Annotated in this window: 22 protein-coding genes; 14 read left to right on the top strand and 8 right to left on the bottom strand. The window is 71.0% G+C overall.

All coding sequences use genetic code 11. The annotated features are described in order from the left end of the window. Window positions 1-127: 127 nt before the first annotated feature. The gene (locus GPA04_RS15300; protein ID WP_206674246.1) at window positions 128-916 is read right to left on the bottom strand and encodes an aldo/keto reductase; all 789 of its coding nucleotides are present in this window, start codon (window positions 914-916) and stop codon (window positions 128-130) included. Between the two features lie 40 nt (window positions 917-956). On the opposite strand from GPA04_RS15300, the gene GPA04_RS15295 reads away from it, so the two are divergent. After that, window positions 957-1697: a PIG-L deacetylase family protein gene (locus tag GPA04_RS15295; RefSeq protein WP_156225065.1), complete on the top strand. Its 741-nt coding sequence runs from the start codon at window positions 957-959 to the stop codon at window positions 1695-1697. On the opposite strand, the gene GPA04_RS15290 is transcribed toward GPA04_RS15295, so the two are convergent. After that, on the bottom strand, window positions 1694-2755 hold the full coding sequence (locus tag GPA04_RS15290) for an App1 family protein phosphatidate phosphatase (protein WP_156225064.1): 1062 nt from the start codon (window positions 2753-2755) through the stop codon (window positions 1694-1696). The two genes, GPA04_RS15295 and GPA04_RS15290, sit on opposite strands and share 4 nt — an antisense overlap. A gap of 102 nt (window positions 2756-2857) precedes the next feature. Here GPA04_RS15290 and GPA04_RS15285 point away from each other — a divergent pair, with 102 nt between their 5' ends. After that, window positions 2858-3322 carry a universal stress protein gene (locus tag GPA04_RS15285; RefSeq protein WP_156225063.1) on the top strand — a complete coding sequence of 155 codons (465 nt, stop codon included), beginning with the start codon at window positions 2858-2860 and terminating at the stop codon, window positions 3320-3322. An 82-nt stretch (window positions 3323-3404) separates the two neighbouring features. After that, a complete protein-coding gene (locus tag GPA04_RS15280; protein ID WP_156225062.1) occupies window positions 3405-4223 on the top strand; it encodes a hypothetical protein in 819 nt (272 codons plus the stop codon). A gap of 9 nt (window positions 4224-4232) precedes the next feature. On the opposite strand, the gene amaB is transcribed toward GPA04_RS15280, so the two are convergent. From amaB to GPA04_RS15260, 4 genes are all read right to left on the bottom strand, one after another. Further along, window positions 4233-5765 carry an L-piperidine-6-carboxylate dehydrogenase gene (gene amaB, locus GPA04_RS15275; protein ID WP_156225061.1) on the bottom strand — a complete coding sequence of 511 codons (1533 nt, stop codon included), beginning with the start codon at window positions 5763-5765 and terminating at the stop codon, window positions 4233-4235. Then, complete coding sequence (gene hglS / locus GPA04_RS15270; protein WP_156225060.1) at window positions 5762-7117, bottom strand: 2-oxoadipate dioxygenase/decarboxylase; 1356 nt, start codon at window positions 7115-7117, stop codon at window positions 5762-5764. Before hglS ends, amaB begins: the two co-directional genes overlap by 4 nt. 163 nt (window positions 7118-7280) lie before the next feature. Then, window positions 7281-7679, bottom strand: coding sequence for a VOC family protein (locus GPA04_RS15265; protein ID WP_156225059.1), 399 nt, complete (start codon window positions 7677-7679; stop codon window positions 7281-7283). Continuing rightward, window positions 7679-8308 (bottom strand): trimeric intracellular cation channel family protein, encoded by a 630-nt coding sequence (locus GPA04_RS15260; RefSeq protein ID WP_206674245.1) that lies wholly within the window; start codon window positions 8306-8308, stop codon window positions 7679-7681. Before GPA04_RS15260 ends, GPA04_RS15265 begins: the two co-directional genes overlap by 1 nt. A gap of 682 nt (window positions 8309-8990) precedes the next feature. Here GPA04_RS15260 and GPA04_RS15255 point away from each other — a divergent pair. The 10 genes from GPA04_RS15255 (at window position 8991) to GPA04_RS15210 (ending at window position 20675) form a co-directional block, all read left to right on the top strand. Then, entirely contained in the window at window positions 8991-10175 is a 1185-nt protein-coding gene (locus GPA04_RS15255) for an FAD-dependent monooxygenase (protein WP_241680834.1), read from the top strand. A gap of 292 nt (window positions 10176-10467) precedes the next feature. Next, on the top strand, window positions 10468-11241 hold the full coding sequence (locus GPA04_RS15250; RefSeq protein ID WP_156225058.1) for a DeoR/GlpR family DNA-binding transcription regulator: 774 nt from the start codon (window positions 10468-10470) through the stop codon (window positions 11239-11241). A 64-nt stretch (window positions 11242-11305) separates the two neighbouring features. Beyond that, window positions 11306-12679: an ABC transporter substrate-binding protein gene (locus GPA04_RS15245; RefSeq protein ID WP_156225057.1), complete on the top strand. Its 1374-nt coding sequence runs from the start codon at window positions 11306-11308 to the stop codon at window positions 12677-12679. A 14-nt stretch (window positions 12680-12693) separates the two neighbouring features. Further along, window positions 12694-13647: a carbohydrate ABC transporter permease gene (locus tag GPA04_RS15240; protein ID WP_206674244.1), complete on the top strand. Its 954-nt coding sequence runs from the start codon at window positions 12694-12696 to the stop codon at window positions 13645-13647. Next, window positions 13644-14537, top strand: a complete 894-nt coding sequence (locus tag GPA04_RS15235; RefSeq protein ID WP_156225056.1) for a carbohydrate ABC transporter permease — start codon at window positions 13644-13646, stop codon at window positions 14535-14537. Before GPA04_RS15240 ends, GPA04_RS15235 begins: the two co-directional genes overlap by 4 nt. A 2-nt stretch (window positions 14538-14539) precedes the next feature. Then, window positions 14540-16018, top strand: a complete 1479-nt coding sequence (locus GPA04_RS15230) for a mannitol dehydrogenase family protein (protein ID WP_156225055.1) — start codon at window positions 14540-14542, stop codon at window positions 16016-16018. A 63-nt stretch (window positions 16019-16081) separates the two neighbouring features. After that, window positions 16082-18076, top strand: a complete 1995-nt coding sequence (locus GPA04_RS15225) for a beta-galactosidase (protein WP_277754319.1) — start codon at window positions 16082-16084, stop codon at window positions 18074-18076. A 74-nt stretch (window positions 18077-18150) separates the two neighbouring features. Then, window positions 18151-19173, top strand: a complete 1023-nt coding sequence (locus GPA04_RS15220) for an Rv2578c family radical SAM protein (protein ID WP_156225054.1) — start codon at window positions 18151-18153, stop codon at window positions 19171-19173. Between the two features lie 16 nt (window positions 19174-19189). Further along, window positions 19190-19954 carry a putative protein N(5)-glutamine methyltransferase gene (locus GPA04_RS15215; protein WP_156225053.1) on the top strand — a complete coding sequence of 255 codons (765 nt, stop codon included), beginning with the start codon at window positions 19190-19192 and terminating at the stop codon, window positions 19952-19954. Between the two features lie 61 nt (window positions 19955-20015). Beyond that, window positions 20016-20675 (top strand): hypothetical protein, encoded by a 660-nt coding sequence (locus GPA04_RS15210; RefSeq protein ID WP_156225052.1) that lies wholly within the window; start codon window positions 20016-20018, stop codon window positions 20673-20675. Window positions 20676-20747: 72 nt separating this feature from the next. On the opposite strand, the gene GPA04_RS15205 is transcribed toward GPA04_RS15210, so the two are convergent. Next, window positions 20748-21377 carry a hypothetical protein gene (locus GPA04_RS15205; RefSeq protein ID WP_156225051.1) on the bottom strand — a complete coding sequence of 210 codons (630 nt, stop codon included), beginning with the start codon at window positions 21375-21377 and terminating at the stop codon, window positions 20748-20750. Window positions 21378-21527: 150 nt separating this feature from the next. Beyond that, window positions 21528-21986, bottom strand: coding sequence for an RrF2 family transcriptional regulator (locus GPA04_RS15200; protein ID WP_156225050.1), 459 nt, complete (start codon window positions 21984-21986; stop codon window positions 21528-21530). 116 nt (window positions 21987-22102) lie between these two features. On the opposite strand from GPA04_RS15200, the gene GPA04_RS15195 reads away from it, so the two are divergent. Further along, the gene (locus GPA04_RS15195) at window positions 22103-23002 is read left to right on the top strand and encodes a sulfite exporter TauE/SafE family protein (RefSeq protein WP_156225049.1); all 900 of its coding nucleotides are present in this window, start codon (window positions 22103-22105) and stop codon (window positions 23000-23002) included. Window positions 23003-23043 lie beyond the last annotated feature (41 nt).

The following is a 23043-nucleotide window of genomic DNA, read 5'->3' as shown; positions in this document are numbered from 1 at the left end:
TCGTCCGGGCTCCCCGGAAAGCGCTTTGGGGTGTCCTGCTTCCACGTGGTGGCTGAGGACGACCCCAGATCGCTTCCGTTGGGGGTGCGCGCGGTCACCGGTCAAGCGGGCGCCGCACCGAGCGTGCTCAGGCCTCGAGGGCGCTGACGCGGGCGATCTCGTCCTCGGTCAGCTGGAAGCCGGTGACGTCGAGGTTCGCGGCGATGCGGTCGGGGTTGACCGACTTCGGGATCGCGACGACACCGGTGTCCAGGTGCCAGCGCAGCACCACCTGGGTGGGGGTGACGCCGTGCGCGGCGGCGATCTCGGCGAGCACCGCGTCGTCGAGGTTGGTCCGCTTGAACGGGCTGTACCCCTCGAGCACGACGTCGCGCTCGCGGTGGGCGGCCACGAGGTCGGCGTCGTAGTCGGCCGGGCTCCACGGGATCTGGTTGATCGACGGCGTCACGCCCGTCGCGCTGGTCAGCTCGTCGATCTGGGCGACCGAGTAGTTGCTGACCCCGATCGCGCGCGTCTTGCCGGCCTGCTGCGCGGCGATCACGTGCTCCCAGACGTCGGGGCGGGCCTCCTTGTTCGGCGGCCAGTGCACGAGCCACAGGTCGAGGTGCTCCAGGCCCAGCTTGGCCAGCGACTCGTCGATGATGCGCGGGGCGTCGTCGACCTCGTCGGGCGGCAGCTTGGTCGTCAGGAAGATCTCGGAGCGATCGAGGCCGGAGTCGGCGATCGCACGGCCCACGCCCTCCTCGTTGTCGTAGGCGCGGGCGGTGTCGATGTGCCGGTAGCCGAGGTCGAGGGCGGTGCGGACGGCCTTGTAGGCGTCCTCGGGCGGTGCCTGCCAGGTGCCGAGCCCGAGCAGCGGGATCTCGACGCCGGGGCGCAGGGTGGTCGTGGGGATCTTGGGGGTGTCAGAAGTCACCTCCCTACTCTGCCATCTCCGGTTCGCCTAGGCTCGACACATGGGCGACGAGGACCTGAAGCCACTGCCGGAGGACTGGGACAGCGCGCTCGCGATCGTCGCGCACCCGGACGACATGGAGTACGGCGCCTCGGCCGCCGTCGCGCGTTGGACGGCGCAGGGCAAGACCGTGAGCTACCTCTTGGTCACGCGTGGCGAGGCCGGTATCGACACCATGCCGCCCGAGGAGACCATCCGGGTGCGCGCCGCCGAGCAACGGGCGGCGTGCGACGCCGTCGGGGTCACCACCCTGGAGTACCTCGAGCATCCCGACGGCACCATCCACGACATCATGCAGCTGCGCCGTGACGTCGCGGCCGCGGTCCGCCGGCACCGGCCCGACGTCGTGCTCACGGGCTCGCCGCGGGACTTCTTCCCGAACGGCATGTACAACATGGCCGACCACCGCGTGGTCGGGTACGCGGTGCTCGACGGCGTCCGCGACGCCGCCAACCGCTGGGTGTTCTCCGACCTCACCGGGCCCGACGGCGAGGTGCTGGAGCCGTGGGACGGCGTGCGTTTCACAGCCCTGAGCGGCTCGACCGAGCCGAGCCACGCCGTCGAGGTCACCGACTCGATCGAGGCGGGGATCGCCTCGCTCCGCGCCCACCAGGCCTACCTGGCCGCGTTGGACTGGCACCCGGACCCGGAGCAGATGATCCGGTCCTTCGCCGACGAGGTCGCACCCCGGTTCGGCGGCGTGCCCGCGATCGCCTTCGAGGTGATCGGGCTGCAGGACTAGCCGTTCTCCTCCAGCGCTCGGCGCAGCTGCGGGGCGAGCTCACGCCCATCGGCGCCGGAGACCTCGGGGATCGACGCACTCATCGGTGTCCACAGCGTGTCCATCGTCGCGATGGGCGTTCCGTGCGCGAGGACCTGCTCACCGGGGGTCAGCTGCCGGATCGCGATCGCGGCGACGCGGTCGGGGTGCTCGGTGGCGAACTCGCGGTAGATCATCGGGTCGTGCTGCCCGTCGTCGCCCACGAGCACCCACCGGATGTGCGGGAACTCGGCCCGGAGCCTGCGCAGCATCGACCGCTTGTGCTCCTGCCCGGAGCGGAACCACCCGGTGTTGGTGGGACCCCAGTCGGTCATCAGCAACGCACCGGCCGGGTAGCCGCCGGACCGCAGCACCTGCACGAGCGTCGGGAGGATGTTCCATGCGCCGGTCGAGAGGTAGAACGTGGGCGCGCCGGGGTGGCGGGCGATGACCTCGTCGTACATCGCCGCCATGCCGGGCACCACGCTGCGGGCGCTGCCGTGCCGGACGAACGTGTTCCAGACGGCGATGAACGGCCTCGGTACCAGCGTCACCATCACGGTGTCGTCGATGTCGCTGACCAGCCCCACCTCGGCGTCTGCGGCGACGACGTTCACGCGCGCGATCTCGGGCCGGGCGGCGCGGGCGGCGATCGTGACGTCGTGCCACCCGGGCTCCAGGCCGTGGTCACGGATCTCGACGTCGATGTAGCCGGACCGGTCGGTCTTGGTGCGGTACTCGACGTCGCCGACGTGGATCGTCACCGGCAGGTACCCGACCGGGGCCGTCACGTAGGACCGCCAGCCGCGCTGGGTGAAGACCGCTTCCGCGAGCTCCTCGGGCGTCGCCGCGGAGTCGGCGTGCGACTCGGCCTCGATGTGACGTCCCAGCACCACCCGGCCGAGCACCCGCAGGAACCCCTCGCCGCCGTACCCGATGTACGGGATGGTGCGGGGGCGCCACCCTCTCGACCGGAGGAACGGGGTGAGCCGACGGTGGAACGAGTCCTCCCAGCGGGCAGCGACATGTGTTCCAGCCATGTCGGCCAGCGTATCGAGGTGCTGCGACGCACCGGGTCCCCCGACCGGCACCGATGACCTTGGTCCCAGATCTTCGGCGTCCTGACGCGGAACCATGGGGGTATGAGCACGGCAACAATCACCCGCGACACCCGCCCGATCCTCGTGGGCGTCGACGGATCGTCGACGTCGGTCGAGGCCCTGCGAACAGCCGGCCGCCTCGGAGCCGCGCTGAACCTCCCGATCCGCGCGGTCACGACCTGGGTCGTGGACCCAGGGTTCGGTGGCTATGTCCCGATCGACGTGACGGGGCCGCAGGAGGTCGCGCAGGAGATCCTCGACCGCGCGCTCGCCGTAGCCTTCGACGGTGAGCCGCCCGTCGATCTTGAGGCCGCGCTCGTCTACGGTCCTGCTGCACCCACCCTCATCGAGCAGAGCGAGACCGCTTCGATGATGATCGTGGGCAGCCGCGGCCTCGGAGGCTTCCGCGGCATGCTCCTCGGATCGGTGAGTGTGGCGTGCGTGCATCACGCACACTGCCCGGTGCTGGTGATCCGGCCCGAGGAGCGCACGGCCGACTCGGCCTGAACGTGGGCACTTCTGCCCACCGGTGACGCGCGGCGCAGCCGCGCGACACACTCTCGTCAGGAACGCGACGGGAGCAGCTGACATGGGCAAGGCACACGTATGGCCGATCATCGCGCTCAGTGCCGCGATGCTGTGCGGGACGGCAGCATGCGGGGTCGGCGGCGGCGGTGAACCGACCGCCCGTTGCACCGACGAGACCCGCACGGCCGGCGAGCCCGGTGACGCCGAGCCGCTGCTGTTCTTCGGCGAAGCGACCTACGCCCCGACCGTCGTCTACGCCGACGGCGCCGTGGTCATCCCGACCGCGGCCGTCGACGGCATCGGAGCACAGGGCGCCGCGGGCTACCTGCACCTGCCGATGATGGCGCCGGGATTCACCGGTGAGCAGCCCGGCGGGTTCGTGGCTGGCTGGCTCTCGGACTGCGAGCTGGACGTCGTGATCGAGAAGGCCGAGCCGCTGTTCGCCCCCGGCGTCGACTTCGGGGAGCCGCAGATCACGGACCAGGCCAGCACGTCCTTCCGCCTCGACGGCACGACGATCTCCCTGTACGCCTTCGACCGCAGCGACCCGGGGCACGGCATCGGTGGCGCCCAGGCCCGCGCCCGGCAGGACCTTGCCGACCTGTGGACGCTCGTGGAGGACGCGACCGAGCTCACCGAGCAGGTCGAGGTCGACCGGCTGTTCGTGCACACGTACGGCCCGATCGCCGACGAGGAGGTGACCGACTGGCCCCTCGCGACACCGATCTCCGAGATGCCCCGGTACGGCTGCACGTCCGTCGACGACCCGGCCGAGGTCGAGGCCGTGCTCGCCTGGGCAGGCGGTTCGGGGCTCGACGACCTCGACTGGCGGCTCGCCGTGGTGGCAGCCGCGCCGGGGGTGCCGGACTGCGAAGGGTGAGCCCGGCGGTCAGCCGAAGTCGACGCCCTGCGCGAGCGGCAGCTCGGTCGAGTAGTTGATCGTGTTGGTCGCCCGGCGCATGTAGGCGCGCCACGCGTCCGACCCCGACTCACGGCCGCCGCCGGTGGTCTTCTCGCCACCGAACGCGCCACCGATCTCAGCACCGGAGGTGCCGATGTTGACGTTGACGATGCCGCAGTCGGAGCCGTCGGCGGCCATGAACCGCTCCGCCTCCCGCTGGTCGAGCGTGAAGATCGAGCTCGACAGACCCTGCGGGACCGTGTTGTGCAGCTCGATCGCCTCGTCGAGGTCGTCGTAGCTCATGACGTAGAGGATCGGGGCGAACGTCTCGCGATGCACGACGTCGGACTGGGCCGGCATCCGGACGAGCGCGGGCGTGACGTAGGCGGCACCGGGGGCGCCGTCGACCTCGACCGGCTCACCGCCGACGACGACCTCGCCGCCCTCGGCTCGGGCCTGCTCCAACGAGGCCATCATCCGATCCCGCGACGCCGCGTTGATGAGCGGCCCCACCAGGGTGCTCTCGTGGCGGGGGTCGCCGATCGGGAGCTTCTCGTAGGCGCGCTGCAGGCGAGCCACGACGTCGTCGACGATCGAGCTGTGCACGATCAGCCGGCGCAGCGACGTGCACCGCTGGCCCGCGGTCCCGACCGCGGAGAACACGATCCCGCGCACCGCGAGGTCGAGGTCCGCCGAGGGCGCGATGATCGCGGCGTTGTTGCCGCCGAGCTCCAGCAGCGAGCGCCCGAACCGGGCTGCCACGACCGGTCCGACCTCGGCGCCCATGCGCTCGGAGCCGGTGGCCGAGAGCAGCGCGACGTCCCGGTTGGCCACCAGCGCCTCGCCGGCCTCGCGGGCACCGAGCACGACGGCGGAGACGCCCTGCGGCGCGCCCGCCTCGGCCAGGGCCCGGTCGAGCAGGGCAGCGCTGGCCAGGGCGGTCAGCGGCGCCATCTCCGACGGCTTCCACACCACGGTGTCGCCGCACACCAGGGCGATCGCGGTGTTCCACGCCCACACCGCGGCGGGGAAGTTGAACGCCGAGATGACGCCGACGACGCCGAGCGGGTGCCAGGTCTCCATCAACCGGTGACCGGGGCGCTCGGAGGGCATCGTCTGCCCGTACAGCTGGCGCGAGAGCCCGACCGCGAAGTCGCAGATGTCGATCATCTCCTGGACCTCGCCGCGCGCCTCCGCCGTGATCTTCCCGGCCTCGAGGGTCACGAAGCCGGCGAGGTCGTCCTTGTGCTCGCGCAGCAGGTCCCCCCACGCCTTGACGACGGCGCCGCGCGCCGGGGCGGGGACGGTGCGCCACGTGGTGAAGGCCGTCTTGGCGCGCGCGACGACGGCGTCCACCTCGGCCGCACCGGCCTGGGGGAGCGTCGCGATCGGCTCTCCGGACAACGGCGAGAGGACCTCGAACGTGACTCCGCCGTCGGCGATGACAGGAAGGGTGACTCCGAGGCGCTCGAGCGCCTCGGTCGCGGCGGCGCGCAGATCGGTTCCGGCGGTGAGGGTCACGGGGAGCTCCTAGCGGTTCGGTGGTCGAGGGCGGCGCGGGAGGCTGACTCCTGCGCGGCGTACAGGTCGAAGGGGTCGTGCAGGTCGCGGCCCAGGGCACCGGCCATCCAGTCCGCGTCGAGCGCGGTGGCCTCCTGGGTGGTGTCCTTGGACCCGTCGGAGGTGAGGTTGGACTGGAAGATCCCGGCTGCGCTCGCGGGCAGGAAGTCCTCGTAGACGATCGGGGTGCGGGTGGGGTTGCCGGCCCCGTCGACGCCGTGGGTGAAGTACGCCAGACCGCGCTCGGCCAGGCCGTCCTCGGTGCTCGGGAAGTCGCGGCGCCAGAGCTCACGCAGCACCTCCTGCCGACCCTCGGCGCTGGTGATGCCACGCTCGGCGCCGAGACGCTTGGCCTCCACGATCGCGTTGTCGTAGATGTCGCGGCCGGCGCGTGTGAGCGCGATGCCGCGGGCCTCCACCTCGCCGAACCGGACCCGCAGCGCGTCCTGGGTGATCGAGCCGTCGGGCATCCGGAAGGTGCGCGGCTCGGCCAGCGCCCGGAACGAGGTCTGCCGCAGCAGCACGTCCGGACCCTCCCAGCGGGGCGGGCCCTGGATGTCGTCGATCATCGTGATGCCGCGCGCCTGCATGCGCTCGTAGAGAGCGTCGATGTCCAGCACTCGCGGGGTCAGGTGGTTGATGTGCGTGGAGCCGACACCGCCGATGTCCGCGGCGACCGCGCTCACCTGCTCCAGCTCGTCGTACCAGGCGCGGTCGACCGGCTCGGGCGAGAGCTCGAACACCGCGGTCGCGAGCTCCAGGAACCGCTGCGCCTCGTCGCTCGGCAGGCCCCGCTCGGCCTCCGCGCGATCGGCCAGGTCCAGCAGCTCGGGCGGAAAGATCTCACGCCGTCCGAGGAAGTTCTGCAGACGCTGCTGCAGGTCGGGGGAGAAGAACCGCCGGTCGCTGGAGGTGATCACCGAGGTGAAGACGCGGAACGGGTTGCGCGCCAGCTCCTCCGCCTCGATGGGGCGGAACGCGGTGGAGACGACCGGCACCGCCGACGTCGCGGCCTCGCGCAGGTCGTAGAAGCCGACCGGGTGCATCCCGATCGCCCCGAACACCCGCGCCACCTGCTGCATCTCCGCCGGGGTGCCCAGCCGGATCGCGCCGTGCCGCTCCGCGGTGACCCGGTCGATGCTGCCCAGCCGTTGCGCGGCGTCCGCGTCGGCGGCCATCACATCGGCGTTGACCTCGTGGCTGACCTCCAGCAGGGTCGTGTACGCGGGGACCTCGGTGCCGTACATGTCCGACAGGCTGCGTGCGAACGCTGCCCGCAGCTGCCATTGCTCCACGAACCCGCGCTGGCTCATCCGACCCTCTCCTCGACGTTCGCGCGCGCAGCGGCGCGCCCGCGCCATTGTGCACCGCAGGTCCACCATGTGGACATCGGCGCCACGCTTCGGTCGCCCGCGTCTCAGCCGCCGGGCTGCCCCGACGCGGCGGCCGGCTCGACGCCGACCGGACCGCTCCGGATCAGCGGTCGATGTACAGGCAGAACGGGTGTCCGTCGGGGTCGAGGAGCACCCGGACGTCCTCCTGCGGCTGGAACTCGGCCAGCTGGGCGCCCAGCGCGAGCGCGTCCTCGACGGCCGGCTCCAGGTCATGGACGCCGATGTCGAGGTGCATCTGCATCTGCTGCGTGCCCGGCTCGCCGGGCCACACCGGCCGGACGTGGGTCTCCTCGAGCTGGAACGCGAGGTTGCTGGTGGTGGGGCGGCCCTCGGGGTCGCGCATCACCATCGTGACCCACGTGGGATCGGAGGTCTTGAGCTCCCACCCGAGCAACGCCGAGTAGAACCGCGCCAGCGCGACCGGGTCGCTGCTGCCGAGGACGACGCCGACCCAGGACGTGAAACCGCGGATACCAGCCATCACCTCACGGTACGCCCGCCCGGCCGTGGTGCAGGAGCCTTCCAGCCGCGCCACAGGGCGAGGATCCGGACCACCGCGATCGCGGCACCGGCCAGGACGATCAGCGGGCCGCCGTCGAGCCCTGTCGTCGAGGCGACCGCCAGCAGAGCGCACCCCAGCACGGCGGGGACCACGTACAGCTGGGTGTCGCGGCGCAGCACCGAGGGGATCTCGCCCGCGAGCACGTCGCGCAGCACACCGCCCGCCACGCCGCCGACCGTGCCGACCAGGATCGCCTCGAGCTGTCCGAGGCCCACCTGCAGCGCGATCGTCGTCGAGGTGGCGCAGAACAGCCCGAGCCCGACGGCGTCGCACAGCAGCACCGCGCGACGCAGCCGGTCGACCACGCGGCTGAAGAAGAACACGATCAAGGTGGCCACCGCGACGATCAGCCACCACCACGGGTTCTGCAACGCCGCCGGCCGCAGCCCGAGGAGCAGGTCGCGCGTGAGCCCGCCGCCCACGGCCGTCACGGCCGCCAGCACGAACATGCCGACGACGTCCATCTCCTTGCGCACCGCCATCAGCGCGCCCGAGAGCGCGAACGCGAAGACGCCGATCGCCGTCAGACCGATCTCGACCGTGGACACCGGTCCAGTCTCCCGGGTCGCCGGTGAGGTAGCGCCCACCCTGGCGGGGGTAGCGGTGGGTTAGCGCCCATCTGCAGGGGTGGCGGTGAGTTAGGGCCCACCTGGCGGGGTTGGCGGTGAGTTAGCGCCCACGACGGCGTTCCGCGTGGGCCCTATCCCACCGCCCCGTGCACGCGCGGGGTGGCGGTGACGTAGCGCCCACCTGGCGGGGGTGGCGGTGAGATTGGGCCCACCTGGCGGAGGTGGCGGTGAGTGAGGGCCCATCTGGCGGGGGTGGCGGTGAGTTAGGGCCTACGACGGCGTTCCGCGTGGGCCCGATCCCACCGCCCCGTGCACGCGCCGGGGTGGCGGTGAGGTAGCGCCCATCTGGCGGGGGTGGCGGTGAGATAGCGCCCACCCGGCGGGGGTGGCGGTGAGTTAGCGCCCACGACGGCGCACCTTGTGGGCCCTAACTCACCGCCCCGTGCAGGCGCGAGGCGCGGTGGAATAGCGGCCACTCGGCGGGGTTGGCTGCAGTGAGCGCCCACCTGGCGGGGGTGGCGGTGACGTAGCGCCCACCTGGCGGGGGTGGCGGTGGGATAGCGCCCACCTGACGGAGGTGGCGGTGAGATAGCGCCCAGACCGGCGCACCTCGTGGGCGCTATCTCACCGCCCAGGGGGTCGGCTGGGGAAGGATGGTGGCGTGGTGCAGACAGGACCGACGGCGGTCGTAGCCGGAGCGGGGATCGCCGGGCTGGCGTCGGCGCTCGGGCTGGCGCAGGCCGGGTGGCAGGTCACCGTCCTGGAGCGGGCGGCCGAGCTCGGGGAGGTCGGCGCGGGCGTCGCGCTGTCACGCAACGGCGTCGCCTCGCTGCGCGGCTTGGGGCTCGACGACGAAGCGATCTCCTCGATCGGCGTCTCCACCCGTGCGGGCGGCACGTTCGACCTGCGGGGCGGGCCGATCATGCCGATCGAGGCATCGGCCGCGCACGCGGAGGCCGTGACGATGCGCGGTGTCTACCGGCCGCGGCTGCACGACGCGCTCCTCGACCGGGTCCGAGCGCACGATGTGCACGTGAAGACCGGCGCGGCCGTGACCGATGTGGTCGCCGGGTCACCCGACGGCGAGCAGGCCGTCGTCACGGCCGGCGGCACCGACCACCGCGCCGACCTGGTGATCGCGGCCGATGGCGTCAACAGCGCGGTGCGCACCGCACTCGCGCCCCAGCAGCGTCCCGTGTACTCCGGCTACTCCAGCTGGCGCGCCGTGGTCCCGGTCGCGATCGACCCCGCGGTGCTCACCCAGTACTGGGGTCCGCACGCGGAGTTCGGCACGATGCCGGTCGGTCCCGAGCTGACCTACTGGTACGGCTACGTCGCGATGCCGCAAGGGTCCCGGCTGCTCGACGAGCACACGGCCGCGCGCGAGCGCTTCGCGGGCTGGGCCGAGCCCGTCCGCGACATCATCGACGCCACGCCGCCGGCTGCGGTGCTCCGCCATGACGTCGTGCACCTGCCCGGCGGCATGCGCCGGTATCACCTCGGCCGCGTGCTCGCAGTCGGTGACGCCGCGCACGCGATGCTGCCGACAATGGGCCAGGGCGCGGCGACGGCGCTCGAGGACGGCGTCTGCGTCGCTCGTCTCGTGGCCGAGCCCGTCGCCTCCGGTGGCGAGCTCGCCGGTGCGCTCGCCGAGTTCGACGCGGTCCGCCGGCCGCGCTGCCGCACGATCGCCAGGGCAGCGCTGGCCTCTGCGCTCATCGGGTCCCACCTGGGGCCGTTCTGGCAGGGTGCGCGCAACGCGCTGATGCGCCGCACTCCGAGCAGCGTCATCTCGCGCGGCGCCCATGCCGTGATGGACTGGACGCCGCCGCCGCCGAGGCCCTGATCTCGAGGTGACCGGGCACACACCGGGCACCGATCCACTGCCCGATCGGGCCGACGTGTATCCGCGGCCCGGTGTCGCACGGCAAAGCCAGGACGCCCGGCGAGCCGCCGTCGGTGCGCCAGAACACTGAATCCGGTGGTCTTGGCGACGAGATCGAAGCACGCACCAGGACACCCCGAACCGGGCAAAGATCGGTCATCCGGTGAGGCGCATTCCCACTTGGGGTGTTCGCAGTACCGGGCTACAACTGGGTGAGGCACTGACGCCCGACCCCGATGAAGTGGAGGCAACGATGCCTGATCAGGCCGGCAATGCCCGCCGCGCAGCCATCCTCACGCAAGCCCGCGAGGAAGGATCCGTCTCGGTCGCCGAGCTCTCGACGGTGCTCGAGGTCGCCACCGAGACCGTGCGCCGCGACCTGCGCGCCCTCGTCGACGCCGGGTTGCTCCGCCGTACCCACGGGGGAGCCAAACCTGTTGAGGGCGCGGGATTCGAGACAGCGCTCGCGCACCGGGCGACGTCGATGCTGCCGGAGAAGCAGCGCATCGCCGACGCGATCCTGGACGAGCTCGGCAACGCCGAGTCCGTCTACATCGACGAAGGCTTCACGCCCGACCTCGTCGCGCGTGGCCTGGGCAGGATCAGCCGACCGCTGGCCGTCGTGACCAGCTCGCTGTCCGCCGCCCAGCACGTCAGCGAGTTCACCCAGCACACGGTCTACGTGCTCGGCGGCAGGGTGCGGGCACGCACGCAGGCGTCGGTCGACGAGTGGGCGCTGCGGATGCTCCGCGAGTTCACCCTCGACGTCGCCGTGCTCGGCGCCAACGGCGTCAGCCAGGCCCGCGGGCTGACGACGCCGGACCCCGTGGTCGCCGCCGTCAAGCGCGCCGCGGTCGCCGCCTCGCACCGCCGGATCTTCGGCGGCATCCACACCAAGTTCGGGGTGCGCAGCTTCGCCCACTTCGCCGACATCGCCGACTTCGAGCTCATGGTCTCCGACACCGGGCTCAGCTCGGCAGAGGCGCACCGGCTGACCGCGCTCGGACCGCGCGTCATCCGTGTCTGAAGGAGGAACCGGTCCTGACTCACAGCTCGCCCAACGGATGCAAAGACGAACGAAGGAGGCAGACATGACGAACAGATCGCAGCGACGACACCGCGCGGTCGCGGTCGGCGGCATGGCGGTCGCGGCACTCGTGACCGGGTGCACCGCGGGCGCGGGAGGCTTCGACACCTCGGAGCACTCGATCAACGTGCTCATGGTGAACAACCCCCAGATGATGGACCTGCAGGCACTCACCGCTGAGCACTTCACCGCCGAGACCGGCATCACCGTGAACTTCACCGTGCTCCCCGAGAACGACCTGCGGGACAAGGCGTCCTCGGAGTTCGCCAACCAGGCAGGCCAGTACGACATCGCCACGCTGTCCAACTTCGAGATCCCGATCTACGGGCGCAACGGCTGGCTCACGCCGCTCAACCAGTACACCGATGCCGACGTCGAGTTCGACCAGTCGGACATCTTCCCCGCAGCCGCGGAGGCGCTCAGCGTCGACGGCACCATCTACGGGGAGCCGTTCTACGGCGAGTCCTCCTTCCTCATGTACCGCACCGACGTCTTCGAGGAGGCGGGCATCGAGATGTCCGACCGCCCCACGTGGGACGAGGTCGCCGAGGCGGCCGCCACAGTCGACACCGCGCGCGACGACATGGCGGGCATCTGCCTGCGCGGGCAGCCCGGCTGGGGACAGGTCATCGCGCCGCTGACCACGGTGGTCAACACCTTCGGCGGCACCTGGTTCGAGGAGGACTGGACCCCCGCCGTCGACTCGCCCGAGTTCACCGAGGCCGTGCAGTTCTACGTCGATCTCGTCCGTGAGCACGGCGAGGCAGGCGCCCCCAGCGCCGGCTTCACCGAGTGCCTCAACGCGATGATCAGCGGCCAGGTGTCCATGTGGTACGACGCCACCTCCGCCGCCGGCAGCCTCGAGGCCGAGGGCTCCCCGATCGCCGGGAACGTCGGATACGCGCAGGCACCGGTCGTCGAGACCGACTCCTCCGGGTGGCTGTTCCTGTGGTCGTGGGCGATGCAGGCCCGCATCGCGGAGGAGGACCCGGAGCGGGCCGCCGATGCCTGGGAGTTCATCTCGTGGGCGTCCTCGGCGGAGTACGAGGCGCTCGTGGGTGACGTCTACGGCTGGGAGCGCGCACCGGCAGGCAAGCGCCAGTCCACCTACGAGAACCCGGACTACCTCGACGCCGCAGGCGCGTTCGCGGAGGCGACACGGACGGCGATCCTCGAGGCCGACCCCAACGACCCGGGTGTGCAGACACGTCCCGCGCCCGGGATCCAGTTCGTCGGCATCCCCGAGTTCACCGACCTGGGTACGAAGTTCAGCCAGTACATCTCGAGCGCGATCGCAGGGCGAACATCCGTGCCCGACGCCCTCGCCCAGGGCCAGACCCTCGCGCAACGCGTGGCCGACACCTACCAAGAAGACTGAGAGGGGGACGCACCATGACCACCACAGCTCCCGCCGTCGAGCGGAGCGCACCGACGATGCGAGCGTCGCAGACGGACGCCCAGGGATACCCGACTGAGCCGCGCGCCCGATGGGTCCGCCGGGCACCGCTCGTGCCGGCCTTCGTGTTCATGATCGTGGTCACCCAGCTGCCGTTCGTGGCCACGCTGGTGATCTCGTTCTTCCGCTGGAGCGCGTTCCGGCCCGACGACCGTGGGTTCGCGGGCTTCAGCAACTACGTCGAGGTCTTCGTCGACGCCGACCTGCGCGCCTCGGTGCTCACCACGATCGTCCTGACGGTGAGCGTGGTGCTGCTCAGCCTCGTCTTCGGCCTGGGCGTCGCCTTGCTGCTCAACCGCAGGTTCTTCGGTCGTGGCCTCGTGCGCACGATGATCATCGCGCCGTTCCTCGTGGTCCCGGTGGCGGCCGCGCTGCTGTTCAAGCACGCGATCTACAACCCGACCTTCGGGCTGATCAACGGTGTGCTCGGATGGTTCGGCCTCGAGGGCGTGGACTGGATCACCCAGTTCCCGCTGGGCTCGATCATCTTCCAGCTGGTCTGGCAGTGGACGCCCTTCATGACGCTGATCCTGCTCGCCGGTCTGCAGTCCCGTGATCACGAGGTTCTGGAGGCCGCCGGTCTCGACGGCGCCAGCAGCTGGCAGATGTTCGTCTTCATGACGCTGCCGCACATGCGGCGCTACCTCGAGCTCGCCGGGCTGCTGGGTGCGATCTACATCGTGCAGAACTTCGACGCGGTGTTCACGATCACATCCGGCTCGCTCGGCACGGCCAACCTGCCCTACACGATCTACCAGACCCTCTTCACCGCCCAGAACTACGGGCTCGCATCCGCTCAGGGTGTGCTCGTGGTGATCGGCACGATCATCGTGTCGACCTTCGCGCTGCGTTCGGTGTCGAGCCTGCTGAAGGAGGAGGCGTCCCGATGACCGCCGTCGCTGCTGCACCCCGAACCCGCCGCGTCCGCGCGGCGTCCGCACCGGGCCGCACCCGGGAGTCCCGTGGCACCCGCCTCGGGCTCGGTCTGGCTGCCTGGGCCGTCGGCCTGCTGTTCGTGCTCCCGCTGGTCTGGATGGTGCTGACCAGCTTCCACTCCGAGACCGACGCCGCCAGCCCGTCACCGCAGGTGTTCGCACCGCTCACGCTCGAGGGCTACCGCTCGTTCTTCGGTGCCGAGTCCGGGGCCAACCCCTGGCCGACGCTGATCAACTCGCTGTGGGCCGCCGGGGTCAGCACCCTGGTGGTCATCCTGCTCGCCGTGCCGGCCGCCTACGCGCTGTCGGTGAAGCCGGTCCGCAAGTGGTCCGACGTGATGTTCTTCTTCCTCAGCACGAAGTTCCTGCCCGCGGTGGCCGGCCTGATGCCGCTCTACCTGATCGCCGGCCGGCTGCAGATCCTCGACAACATCTGGTTCCTGCTGATCATCTACGCCGCGATGAACCTGCCGATCGCGGTGTGGATGCTGCGCTCGTTCCTGGTGGACATCCCGCCGGCGCTGTTCGAGGCGGCCTCGCTCGACGGTGCCGGGCTCATGACCACGCTGCGGAGCATCATCCTGCCGATCATCTCGCCCGGGGTGGCGGCGACGGCGCTGATCTGCTTCATCTTCGCGTGGAACGAGATGCTGTTCGCGCGGGTGCTCACGGGCGTCACCGCAGGCACGGCGCCGGTGTTCCTGACGGGTTTCGTCACCTCCCAGGGCCAGTTCCTCGCCCAGGTGTGCGCGGCCGCGACCATCGTGTCGTTGCCGGTTCTCATCGCGGGGTTCGCCGCACAGGACAAACTGGTGCAAGGACTCTCGATGGGAGCAGTGAAGTGACGATGAGCACCACACCGATCCCGCTGCGGTCGGACACCCTCGCAGCGATCGCTGAGCGCGGCGTCGCGGTACCCGGCTATGACCGCAGCACGGTCACTGCCGGCATCGTGCACCTCGGGGTCGGCGCGTTCCACCGGGTGCACCAGGCGGTCTACACCGACGACCTGCTCGCCGCGGGGGAGACCGAGTGGGGCATCTGCGGAGTCGGCGTGCTGCCGCAGGACGCCGCGATGGCACAGGTGCTGCGCTCGCAGGACCACCTGTACACGGTGATCGAGAAGGGCGGCGACGACGTCTCCGCCCGGGTGGTCGGCTCGATCGTCGACTACCTGCTCGCCCCCGAGGACCCGGAGGCGGTGGTGGCCCGGATCGCCGACCCGGCCACCAGGATCGTGTCGCTGACCATCACCGAGGGCGGCTACAGCGTCAACGAGGCGACGGGCTCGTTCGACCCCACGCCCGAGGTGCTGGCCGACCTCGAGCCGGGAGCGACGCCGTCGACCGCCTTCGGTCTGGTCGTCGCGGGACTCGCCCGGCGCCGAGAGAACGGCGCCGGGCCGCTCACCGTGATGTCCTGCGACAACCTGCCAGGCAACGGCGATCTCGCCCGGCTCGCGTTCGGGGCGTTCGCCGAGCGCCTCGACCCCGAGCTGGGGCAGTGGGTGCGTTCCGAGATCGCCTTCCCGAACACGATGGTCGACAGGATCGCGCCCGTCACGACCGACGCCGACCGGGCGCTGCTGCTGGAGCAGCGCGGCATCGTGGACGGCTGGCCCGCGGTGTGCGAACCCTTCACCATGTGGGTGATCCAGGATCGGTTCGCGGCGGGCCGGCCGCCCTGGGAGAACGCCGGGGCCACCCTGGCGCAGGACGTGCGGCCGTACGAGCTGATGAAGCTCGGGCTGCTGAACTCCTCGCACCAGGCGCTGGCCTACTTCGGACACCTGCTCGGGCACGTCTACGCCGACCAGGCCGCGGGCGACCCCGACATCGCCGAGCTGGTCCGGCGGTATCTCGACGAGGCCACACCCGCCATCCCCCGAGCCGAGGAGATGGATCTCGAGGGCTTCCGCGACGAGCTGTTGCCACGCTTCTCCAACGCCGCGATCGGCGACACCGTGGCGCGGCTCGCCGCGTTCTCCTCCGACCGCATCCCGCAGTGGCTGGTCCCGGTGATCCGGACCAACATCAGCGAGGGCCGACCGGTGAGGTTCGCCGCGGCGATCGTCGCGAGCTGGGCGCGGTACGCCGAGGGCATCGACGAGAACGGGCAGCCGATCGAGGCGGTCGACCGGCGCTGGGACGATCGCCACGCCGCCGCGCTCGCCCAGGCCGAGGACCCGCTGGCGTTCGTGCGCGAGACCAGCATGTTCGGGTCGCTCGCCGAGAAGCCCGCCTTCACCGAGCCCTACCTCGCCGCCCTGACGGCGTTGCGCACCACGGGCGCTCGGGCGACGCTCCAGCAGCTGCTGGCCCGCTGAGGTCGACGCCGGCGCTGCGGCGACCGATTCGCCGCAGCGCTCGCGTGTCGCTAACCTGTGCGAGTGGTCGAATCGATTCATGGGTTGCGCGGCGTCGGCTTCGGAGGCGACTACAACCCCGAGCAGTGGCCCGATGACGTGCGACTGGCCGACCTCGACCTGATGCGCGAGGCCGGCGTCACGATCGTGAGCCTGGCGATCTTCGGCTGGGCGAGCATCGAGCCGCGCGAGGGCAGCTACGACTGGTCCTGGCTCGACGACACCATGGACCGGTTGCACGAGGCCGGCATCCGCGTCTCGCTCGCGACCGCGACCGCGTCGCCGCCACCGTGGCTGACGCGCAAGCACCCGGAGATCCTGCCCCGCACGGCCGACGGCAGCGTGCTCTCACCCGGGGCGCGGCAGTCCTACTCGGTCAGCTCGCGGATCTGGCGGGACTACGCCGTCGGCCTCGCGGTCGCCGTCGCCCGCCGCTATGCCGACCACCCGGCCCTGACGCTGTGGCACGTGGACAACGAGATCGGCTGCCACGTCCCTCACGACTTCTCTGACAGCGCGGCCGCGGCGTTCCGGCGGTGGCTGCGAGCACGGTACGGCGACATCGACTCCCTCAACGCCGCGTGGGGGACAGCGTTCTGGTCGCAGCGGTACGGCGACTTCGAGGACGTGCTGCCGCCGCGGGCAGCCCCGAGCCACTCCAACCCGACCCAGCAGCTCGACTTCGCCCGGTACAGCTCCGACGAGCTGCTGTCGTACTACGTCGAGCTCCGCGACGCGATCCGGCCGATCACGCCGGAGATCCCGATCACCACCAACTTCATGTGCACGAGCGCCACGAAGTGGATGGACTACCGGCGCTGGGCCGCCGAGGTCGACATCGTGGCGAACGACCACTACACGATCGCCGCGGACGCGGAGCGGGAGATCGAGCTCGCGCTCTCGGCAGACCTCACCCGCGGGGTCGCGGGCGGGCGGCCCTGGCTGCTGATGGAGCACTCCTCCGGAGCGGTCAACTGGCAGCCGCGCAACCGGGCGAAGGGCCCGGGCGAGCTGATGCGGAACTCGTTGGCGCACGTGGCGCGTGGCGCGGACGCGGTGATGTTCTTCCAGTGGCGCGCCTCGCAGGCCGGCGCCGAGAAGTTCCACTCGGCGCTCGTGCCGCATGCCGGTCGTGACAGCCAGGTGTTCCGCGACGTCGTGGCCCTGGGCGCCGCGGTCGGCTCGCTGGCCCCGCTGACCGGGTCGGTGGTGCAGGCGCGGGCGGCCTTGATCTGGGACTACGAGGCGTGGTGGGCCGTGGAGCTCGACGCGCACCCGAGCGCCGACGTCGTCTACATGGACCGGATGCGGGCGCTCCACGCGGCGCTGTGGCGTCGCGGCATCACGACCGACGTGGTCGCCTCCACCGATGACCTCGACGCGTACGACCTCGTCCTGGTGCCGACGCTGTACCTGGTCTCCGACGAGGGCGCGGCCAACATCGCCGCCGCTGCCGAGCGCGGCGCCTCGGTCGCGATCACCTACTTCTCCGGGATCGTCGATCCGAACGACCACGTCCGGCTCGGCGGCTACCCCGGTGCGTTCCGTGAGCTGCTCGGGGTGCGGGTGGACGAGTTCTTCCCGCTGCTCGACGGCGAGACGACCATGCTCGACGACGGCACCACCGCAGACCTGTGGAGCGAGCGGGTCGAGCTGGCCGGAGCCGAGGCGGTCCGGATGTTCACCGACGGCGCGATGGCTGGTCGGCCGGCGGTCACCCGTCGCCAGGTCGGCTCCGGTGCCGCGTGGTATGTGGCGACCCGGCAGGACGAGAGCGGCACGGCCGCCCTCGTCGACGCGCTGCTGGCCGAGTCGGGTGTGGCACCGGTGCTCGACGTCCCGGCGGGGATGGAAGCCGTTCGTCGCGTGGGGGAGCAGGGGAGCTTCGTGGTGGTCGTCAACCACACCGACGAGGTCGTCGCGCTCGACCTGAACGGCTCCGAGCTGATCACCGGCTCGCTCGTGGAGCCGGGGTTCAAGGTCCCGGCCGGTGGCTGCGCGGTGGTCCAGGAGGTCTGACCGGTCGCCGTCGAGCACGAGGTCGACGGCGTCGATCCTCGCGTCATGTCTCAAACGTATGTTCCAATGGAGTCATGCGGTGGGACAGCCAGCTGGTCGACGCCTCGGACGGCGACGCGCTCCCGGGCCTGGAGGGCAGCCGGGGGCTGATCCGCCGTTTCGACACCCCCGAGTTCCGGGGCATGGAGTTCCTCGAGGTCACCTCGCGCAGCGCCCTGAACAAGGTGCCGGGCAACGGCTTCATGGGTGGGGCGTGGACGATCAATCCGTACCGGGGCTGCCAACATGCTTGCGTGTACTGCTTTGCCCGCAACACCCACACCTACCTCGACCTCGACGCCGGAGCGGACTTCGACAGCCGCGTGGTGGTCAAGGTCAACGTGGCAGACGCGCTCGACGCCGAGCTCACGCGCAAGCGGGAGCGCCCCGAGCGGGTACTGCTGGGCACCAACACCGACCCCTATCAGCGGGCCGAGGGCCGGTACCGCCTGATGCCCGGCATCATCGGCACGCTCGCGCGGCACGGTGTGGGGATCTCGATCCTCACCAAGGGATCGCTGCTGCGCCGCGACATCCCGTTGCTCGCCGAGGCGGCCGAGCGGGTCCCGGTCGACCTCGCGATGTCGATCGCCGTCTTCGACGATGCGCTGCAGGCCTCGGTGGAACCCGGGACGCCCACCACCGCCGCACGGCTCGCCACGGTCCGGGCGATCCGCGACGCGGGCCTGGCCTGCACGGTGCTCATGATGCCGGTGCTGCCCTGGCTCACCGACTCCGAGGAGCACCTCGACCAGGCGTTCGCCGCGCTCGCGGAGGCGGGGGCCACCGCGGTGCACACGACCGCGCTGCACCTGCGCAGCGGCGCCCGCGAGTGGTACCTGGCGTGGTTGCGACGCGAGCACCCGCACCTGGTCTCTCGGTACGAGGAGCTCTACACCGGCGGCGCCAACGCCACGCGGGACTACCAGGACTGGCTGCGCGACCGGGTCCGGGACGTGCGGCGCCGGCACCGCCTCGAGGTCCACGAGGAGCGCCGCCGTAGGCATCCGGCGCCCGTTCCGGCGGCGGTCGAGGAGATCGAACCCACCTTGTTCTGATGCCAGACTCGGGCCCGTGAACCAGGAGGAGGTCGTCGCCCGGTTGCGCGCAGCCGGGTGCGTGTTCGCCGAGGACGAGGCCGCGCTCCTGCGGGAGCAGGCCACCTCGACGGCGGAGCTCACCTCGTTGCTGGAGCGCCGGGTCGCGGGGGAGCCGCTCGAGCACGTCCTCGGCTGGGTCGAGCTGGGCGGGGCGAGGTACGCCGTCGGGCGCGGCGTCTTCGTGCCCCGGCAGCGCTCGCGCGTCCTGGTCGAGGCGGCACTGGAGCTCCTGAGGGGCCGCGACGCCCCTGTCGTCGTGGAGGTCTGCTGCGGCGTGGCCGCGATCGCCGCAGCGATCGGCCAGGCCCGACCGGACGCCGAGGTGTGGGCGACCGACGTCGACCCGGCCGCCGTCGAGATGGCGCGCCGCAACCTGCGCCCCGACCGCGTGGTCCGGGGCAACCTGTTCGACGGGCTACCGGAGTCGTTGCTCGGCCGGGTAGACGCGATCGTGGCGAACGCGCCCTACGTCCCCACAGACGAGATCGCGATGATGCCGATCGAGGCGCGCGAGCACGAGCCGCGCCGTGCCCTCGACGGCGGCCGTGACGGTGCCGACCTCCACCGCCGTATCGCCGCCGGTGCGGTGCGGTGGCTCGCTACCCAGGGTGCGGTCGTGATCGAGACCAGCCGCCGACAGGCGGGCCTCACCCGTGCCGCGCTCGAAGCACAGGACCTGACCACGACGCTGCGCCGGGACGAGGCGATCGACGGGACCGCCGTCGTCGGCCGCCGGTGATGGGGAGTTATATCCCGCGAGGATGCGCCGGCGGGGCGTGACGTGTCGTAGCGTCGGCGCCGTGACTACCACCAAGACCACGAACCGATTCCTGTACCTGGCGGCCGCGACCGCCCTCGGTCTGACCCTGGCCTCGTGCTCCGGCGACGGCGGCGGCGAGGAGACCAGCGGCGCGGAGGGCGGCGGCGACGCCACCTCCGAGCAGACCGAGGAGACCACCACCGAGGGTGACGAGGAGACCGAGGACGCGGGCGGCGGCGACGCCGCTGCCGGCCCCGAGTGCCTCGTCGGCACCTGGGAGATGACACCCGAGGCCATGGAGGAGCAGGTCCTGGCCCAGCTCGGCGGTGAGGGCGAGGTCACTGTCGAGGGCACCTCGACCATGACCTTCGACGGCTCGACGATGACGACCGACGCGCAGAACTCCAGCTCCTACTCCGCCGAGGTCGAGGGCACCGCGGTCGAGGGAGCGACCACGACCGACGCCACTGTCGTCGTCAGCTACACCGCCGACGACACGACGCTCAGCTACGACGAGGTCGTCTCGGCAGAGGGCGCCATCAGCGTCACGGTCGCCGGTACCACCGAGGAGCAGGACATCGCCGACACCGCGAGTGCGATGGCGGGGCAGACGCAGAACTACACCTGCACCGACGCGGAGCTGACGCTCAGCATCGAGATGCAGGGGATGGAGTTCAGCCAGACCTTCACGCGGGCCTGATCCACCGCAGTCAGCAACGAGGAAGCCCCCGGCACGATGCCGGGGGCTTCCTCGTTCTTCAGGTGCGGCTGATCAGACGTTGAGGTCGGCGAGCAGGGCCGCCTTGCTCTTGCTGTAGTAGCCGGGCACCTTGCGGTTCTTCGCCTCGTCGCGCAGCTGGGCGACGGTCCAGGAGGCGTTCGGAGCCCCCGAGGCAGTCGCTGTACCGGCACCACGGGCTGCCCGCGGGGCGCTGGCGGGACGGGCGGCGCGCTTCGACGCCGCACGGCGCGTCACCGGGGCAGCAGCCGCCGTCGACGTCGGAGCTGTCTCGACCGCGGTCGCGGTGGCCGGCTTCGCAGCGGCGGCCTTGCGCGCCGGGGACTTGCGGGTCCGTGCAGGCTTGGTGGCCGGCGGGCGCGCTGCCGAACCACCGGCACCGACGGAGGATGCGGGCCCTGCGGGCTTGGCGGCCGACGGGCGTGCCGCCGAACCACCGGCGCCGACGGGCGATGCAGACGTCTCAACCTCGCGGCCCGACGTCACGTTCGCAGCGCCGGTCTCCTTCGCGCGGGACTTCCACTTGTCCTTCTTCGCGTTGGCCTTCTTGACGTCCTTCTTGGCCTGGGTCTTGGTGTCCTTCAGCTTCTTCTCGAGCTTCTTGACGGTGGCCTTCAGGCCCTTGCTGTCGGCCTTCTTGTCAGCCTTCTTGGTCTTCGCCATGGTGATTCCTTTCGTGGGCGATATTCCATCTTGCCTCATGTGCGGCAGATGCACCGTGTGATGGCTGGGTGTCGTCTCGTGGTGGGCATCCCACGTTGAAGCCTGCACATGCTCTTCACATCTGGTCGACGGCCTTCACCCCTTCGGGCTTCACCGCCGTCGGTCGGCTCCGGGGCGGCTGAGTGCAGCCGTCACGTGCGCGGGTAGCTCACCGCGTGCGACGTCGTCGATCGTGGTCTCTTCGAGCACCTCGCGCAGCGCGACCCGCGTCGCGAGCCACACCTCACGCAGGGCCGAGGCCGCGCCTTGGTAGGAGAGATCCTCCGGGGGTGTCCCGTGCACGTCGGCGAGAGGACCCTCGACCGCACGGATGACGTCGGCGATCGAGATCTCAGCGGGGCTCCGCGCGAGCTGGTGGCCGCCGAGTGCACCGCGATGGCTAGTGATGAGGCGCGCGGTGCGCAGATCGGCGAGAATCTTGATGAGGAACGCGCCTGGGATCTCTTGATCGGACGCGATCGACTCGGCTGTTATCGGCGCTTCCGCGCCGCGAGCGGTCAGGGCCACCATGGCCCGCACCGCGTAATCCACCTTCGCCGTGATGCGCACGCGACCGATTGTGCCGCATGCGCCCGATCGGAAGATGTAGACATAACAGGTCTACTTGAACTAGAGTTCAGAGGTCCAATTCGACCACTAAGCAATCTCGGCCCCAGGAGCAACCCATGGAACGCGTGATCATCTTCGCCCTTGTGGGCCTTGCGGCTCAGCTCGTCGACGGCTCGTTGGGAATGGCGTACGGCGTCACGTCCAGCACCCTCCTGCTCGCTGCAGGTATCGCACCGGCGGCGGCCTCGGCGTCGGTGCACCTGGCGGAGATCGGCACCACGGCGGTGTCCGGGTTCTCGCACTGGCGGTTCGGGAACGTCGACTGGGGCGTGGTCGTGCGGATCGCGCTCCCGGGAGCGATCGGTGCCTTCCTCGGCGCGACCGTGCTGACGAACCTGTCCACCGAGTCGGCCACGCCCTGGATGGCGCTGATCCTGCTCGCGCTCGGCATCTACATCATCAGCCGGTTCGTGTTCCGCAGGCAGCCCACGGTGACGCTGGGCGTTCGCCCGCGGACCGCTTTCCTCGCACCGCTCGGCCTGTTCGCAGGGTTCGTCGACGCCACCGGTGGCGGCGGCTGGGGCCCGGTCGCCACGCCGTCGCTGCTCTCCACCGGCCGCCTCGACCCGCGCCGGGTGATCGGCTCGGTCTCGGCCGCCGAGTTCGCGGTGACCGTCGCCGCGAGCCTCGGGTTCATCACCGCGCTGGGGACGCAGGGCGTCCAGCCCTCGATCGTGCTCGCCCTGCTCGTTGGTGGCGTCATCGCAGCGCCGTTCGCGGCATACCTGGTGCGGCGGTTGTCGTTGCCGATGCTCGGTGCGCTCGTGGGCGGCGTCATCCTCGTGACGAACACCCGCACGATCATCCGTGCCTTCGAGGTCGAGCAGGTGTGGATCTACGTGGTGCTCGCCGCGATCTGGGCGACGCTGCTCGCCATCGCCGTCCGCAAGAACAACGAGCTCAAGGCCGAGAAGGCCGCCGAGGAGACGTCCGAGCCCGCGCCCGTGGCCTCCTGACCCGCTCGGGGCCTGGTGATGCGGATCCGATGCACCTGGTG

Origin of the sequence: Pseudactinotalea suaedae, from assembly GCF_009733815.1 — a bacterium.
Lineage (GTDB): Bacteria > Actinomycetota > Actinomycetes > Actinomycetales > Beutenbergiaceae > Pseudactinotalea > Pseudactinotalea suaedae.
This window is presented reverse-complemented; position numbering and strand designations above follow the sequence as displayed.

What these genes read in the sequence shown, in the direction of transcription:
- GPA04_RS15295 (WP_156225065.1), top strand. Translation starts at nt 957, where the DNA reads ATGGGCGACGAGGACCTGAAGCCACTGCCGGAGGACTGGGACAGCGCG.
- GPA04_RS15290 (WP_156225064.1), bottom strand. Translation starts at nt 2,755, where the DNA reads ATGGCTGGAACACATGTCGCTGCCCGCTGGGAGGACTCGTTCCACCGT.
- GPA04_RS15285 (WP_156225063.1), top strand. Translation starts at nt 2,858, where the DNA reads ATGAGCACGGCAACAATCACCCGCGACACCCGCCCGATCCTCGTGGGC.
- GPA04_RS15280 (WP_156225062.1), top strand. Translation starts at nt 3,405, where the DNA reads ATGGGCAAGGCACACGTATGGCCGATCATCGCGCTCAGTGCCGCGATG.
- hglS (WP_156225060.1), bottom strand. Translation starts at nt 7,117, where the DNA reads ATGAGCCAGCGCGGGTTCGTGGAGCAATGGCAGCTGCGGGCAGCGTTC.
- GPA04_RS15265 (WP_156225059.1), bottom strand. Translation starts at nt 7,679, where the DNA reads ATGGCTGGTATCCGCGGTTTCACGTCCTGGGTCGGCGTCGTCCTCGGC.
- GPA04_RS15250 (WP_156225058.1), top strand. Translation starts at nt 10,468, where the DNA reads ATGCCTGATCAGGCCGGCAATGCCCGCCGCGCAGCCATCCTCACGCAA.
- GPA04_RS15245 (WP_156225057.1), top strand. Translation starts at nt 11,306, where the DNA reads ATGACGAACAGATCGCAGCGACGACACCGCGCGGTCGCGGTCGGCGGC.
- GPA04_RS15240 (WP_206674244.1), top strand. Translation starts at nt 12,694, where the DNA reads ATGACCACCACAGCTCCCGCCGTCGAGCGGAGCGCACCGACGATGCGA.
- GPA04_RS15235 (WP_156225056.1), top strand. Translation starts at nt 13,644, where the DNA reads ATGACCGCCGTCGCTGCTGCACCCCGAACCCGCCGCGTCCGCGCGGCG.
- GPA04_RS15230 (WP_156225055.1), top strand. Translation starts at nt 14,540, where the DNA reads ATGAGCACCACACCGATCCCGCTGCGGTCGGACACCCTCGCAGCGATC.
- GPA04_RS15220 (WP_156225054.1), top strand. Translation starts at nt 18,151, where the DNA reads ATGCGGTGGGACAGCCAGCTGGTCGACGCCTCGGACGGCGACGCGCTC.
- GPA04_RS15205 (WP_156225051.1), bottom strand. Translation starts at nt 21,377, where the DNA reads ATGGCGAAGACCAAGAAGGCTGACAAGAAGGCCGACAGCAAGGGCCTG.
- GPA04_RS15195 (WP_156225049.1), top strand. Translation starts at nt 22,103, where the DNA reads ATGGAACGCGTGATCATCTTCGCCCTTGTGGGCCTTGCGGCTCAGCTC.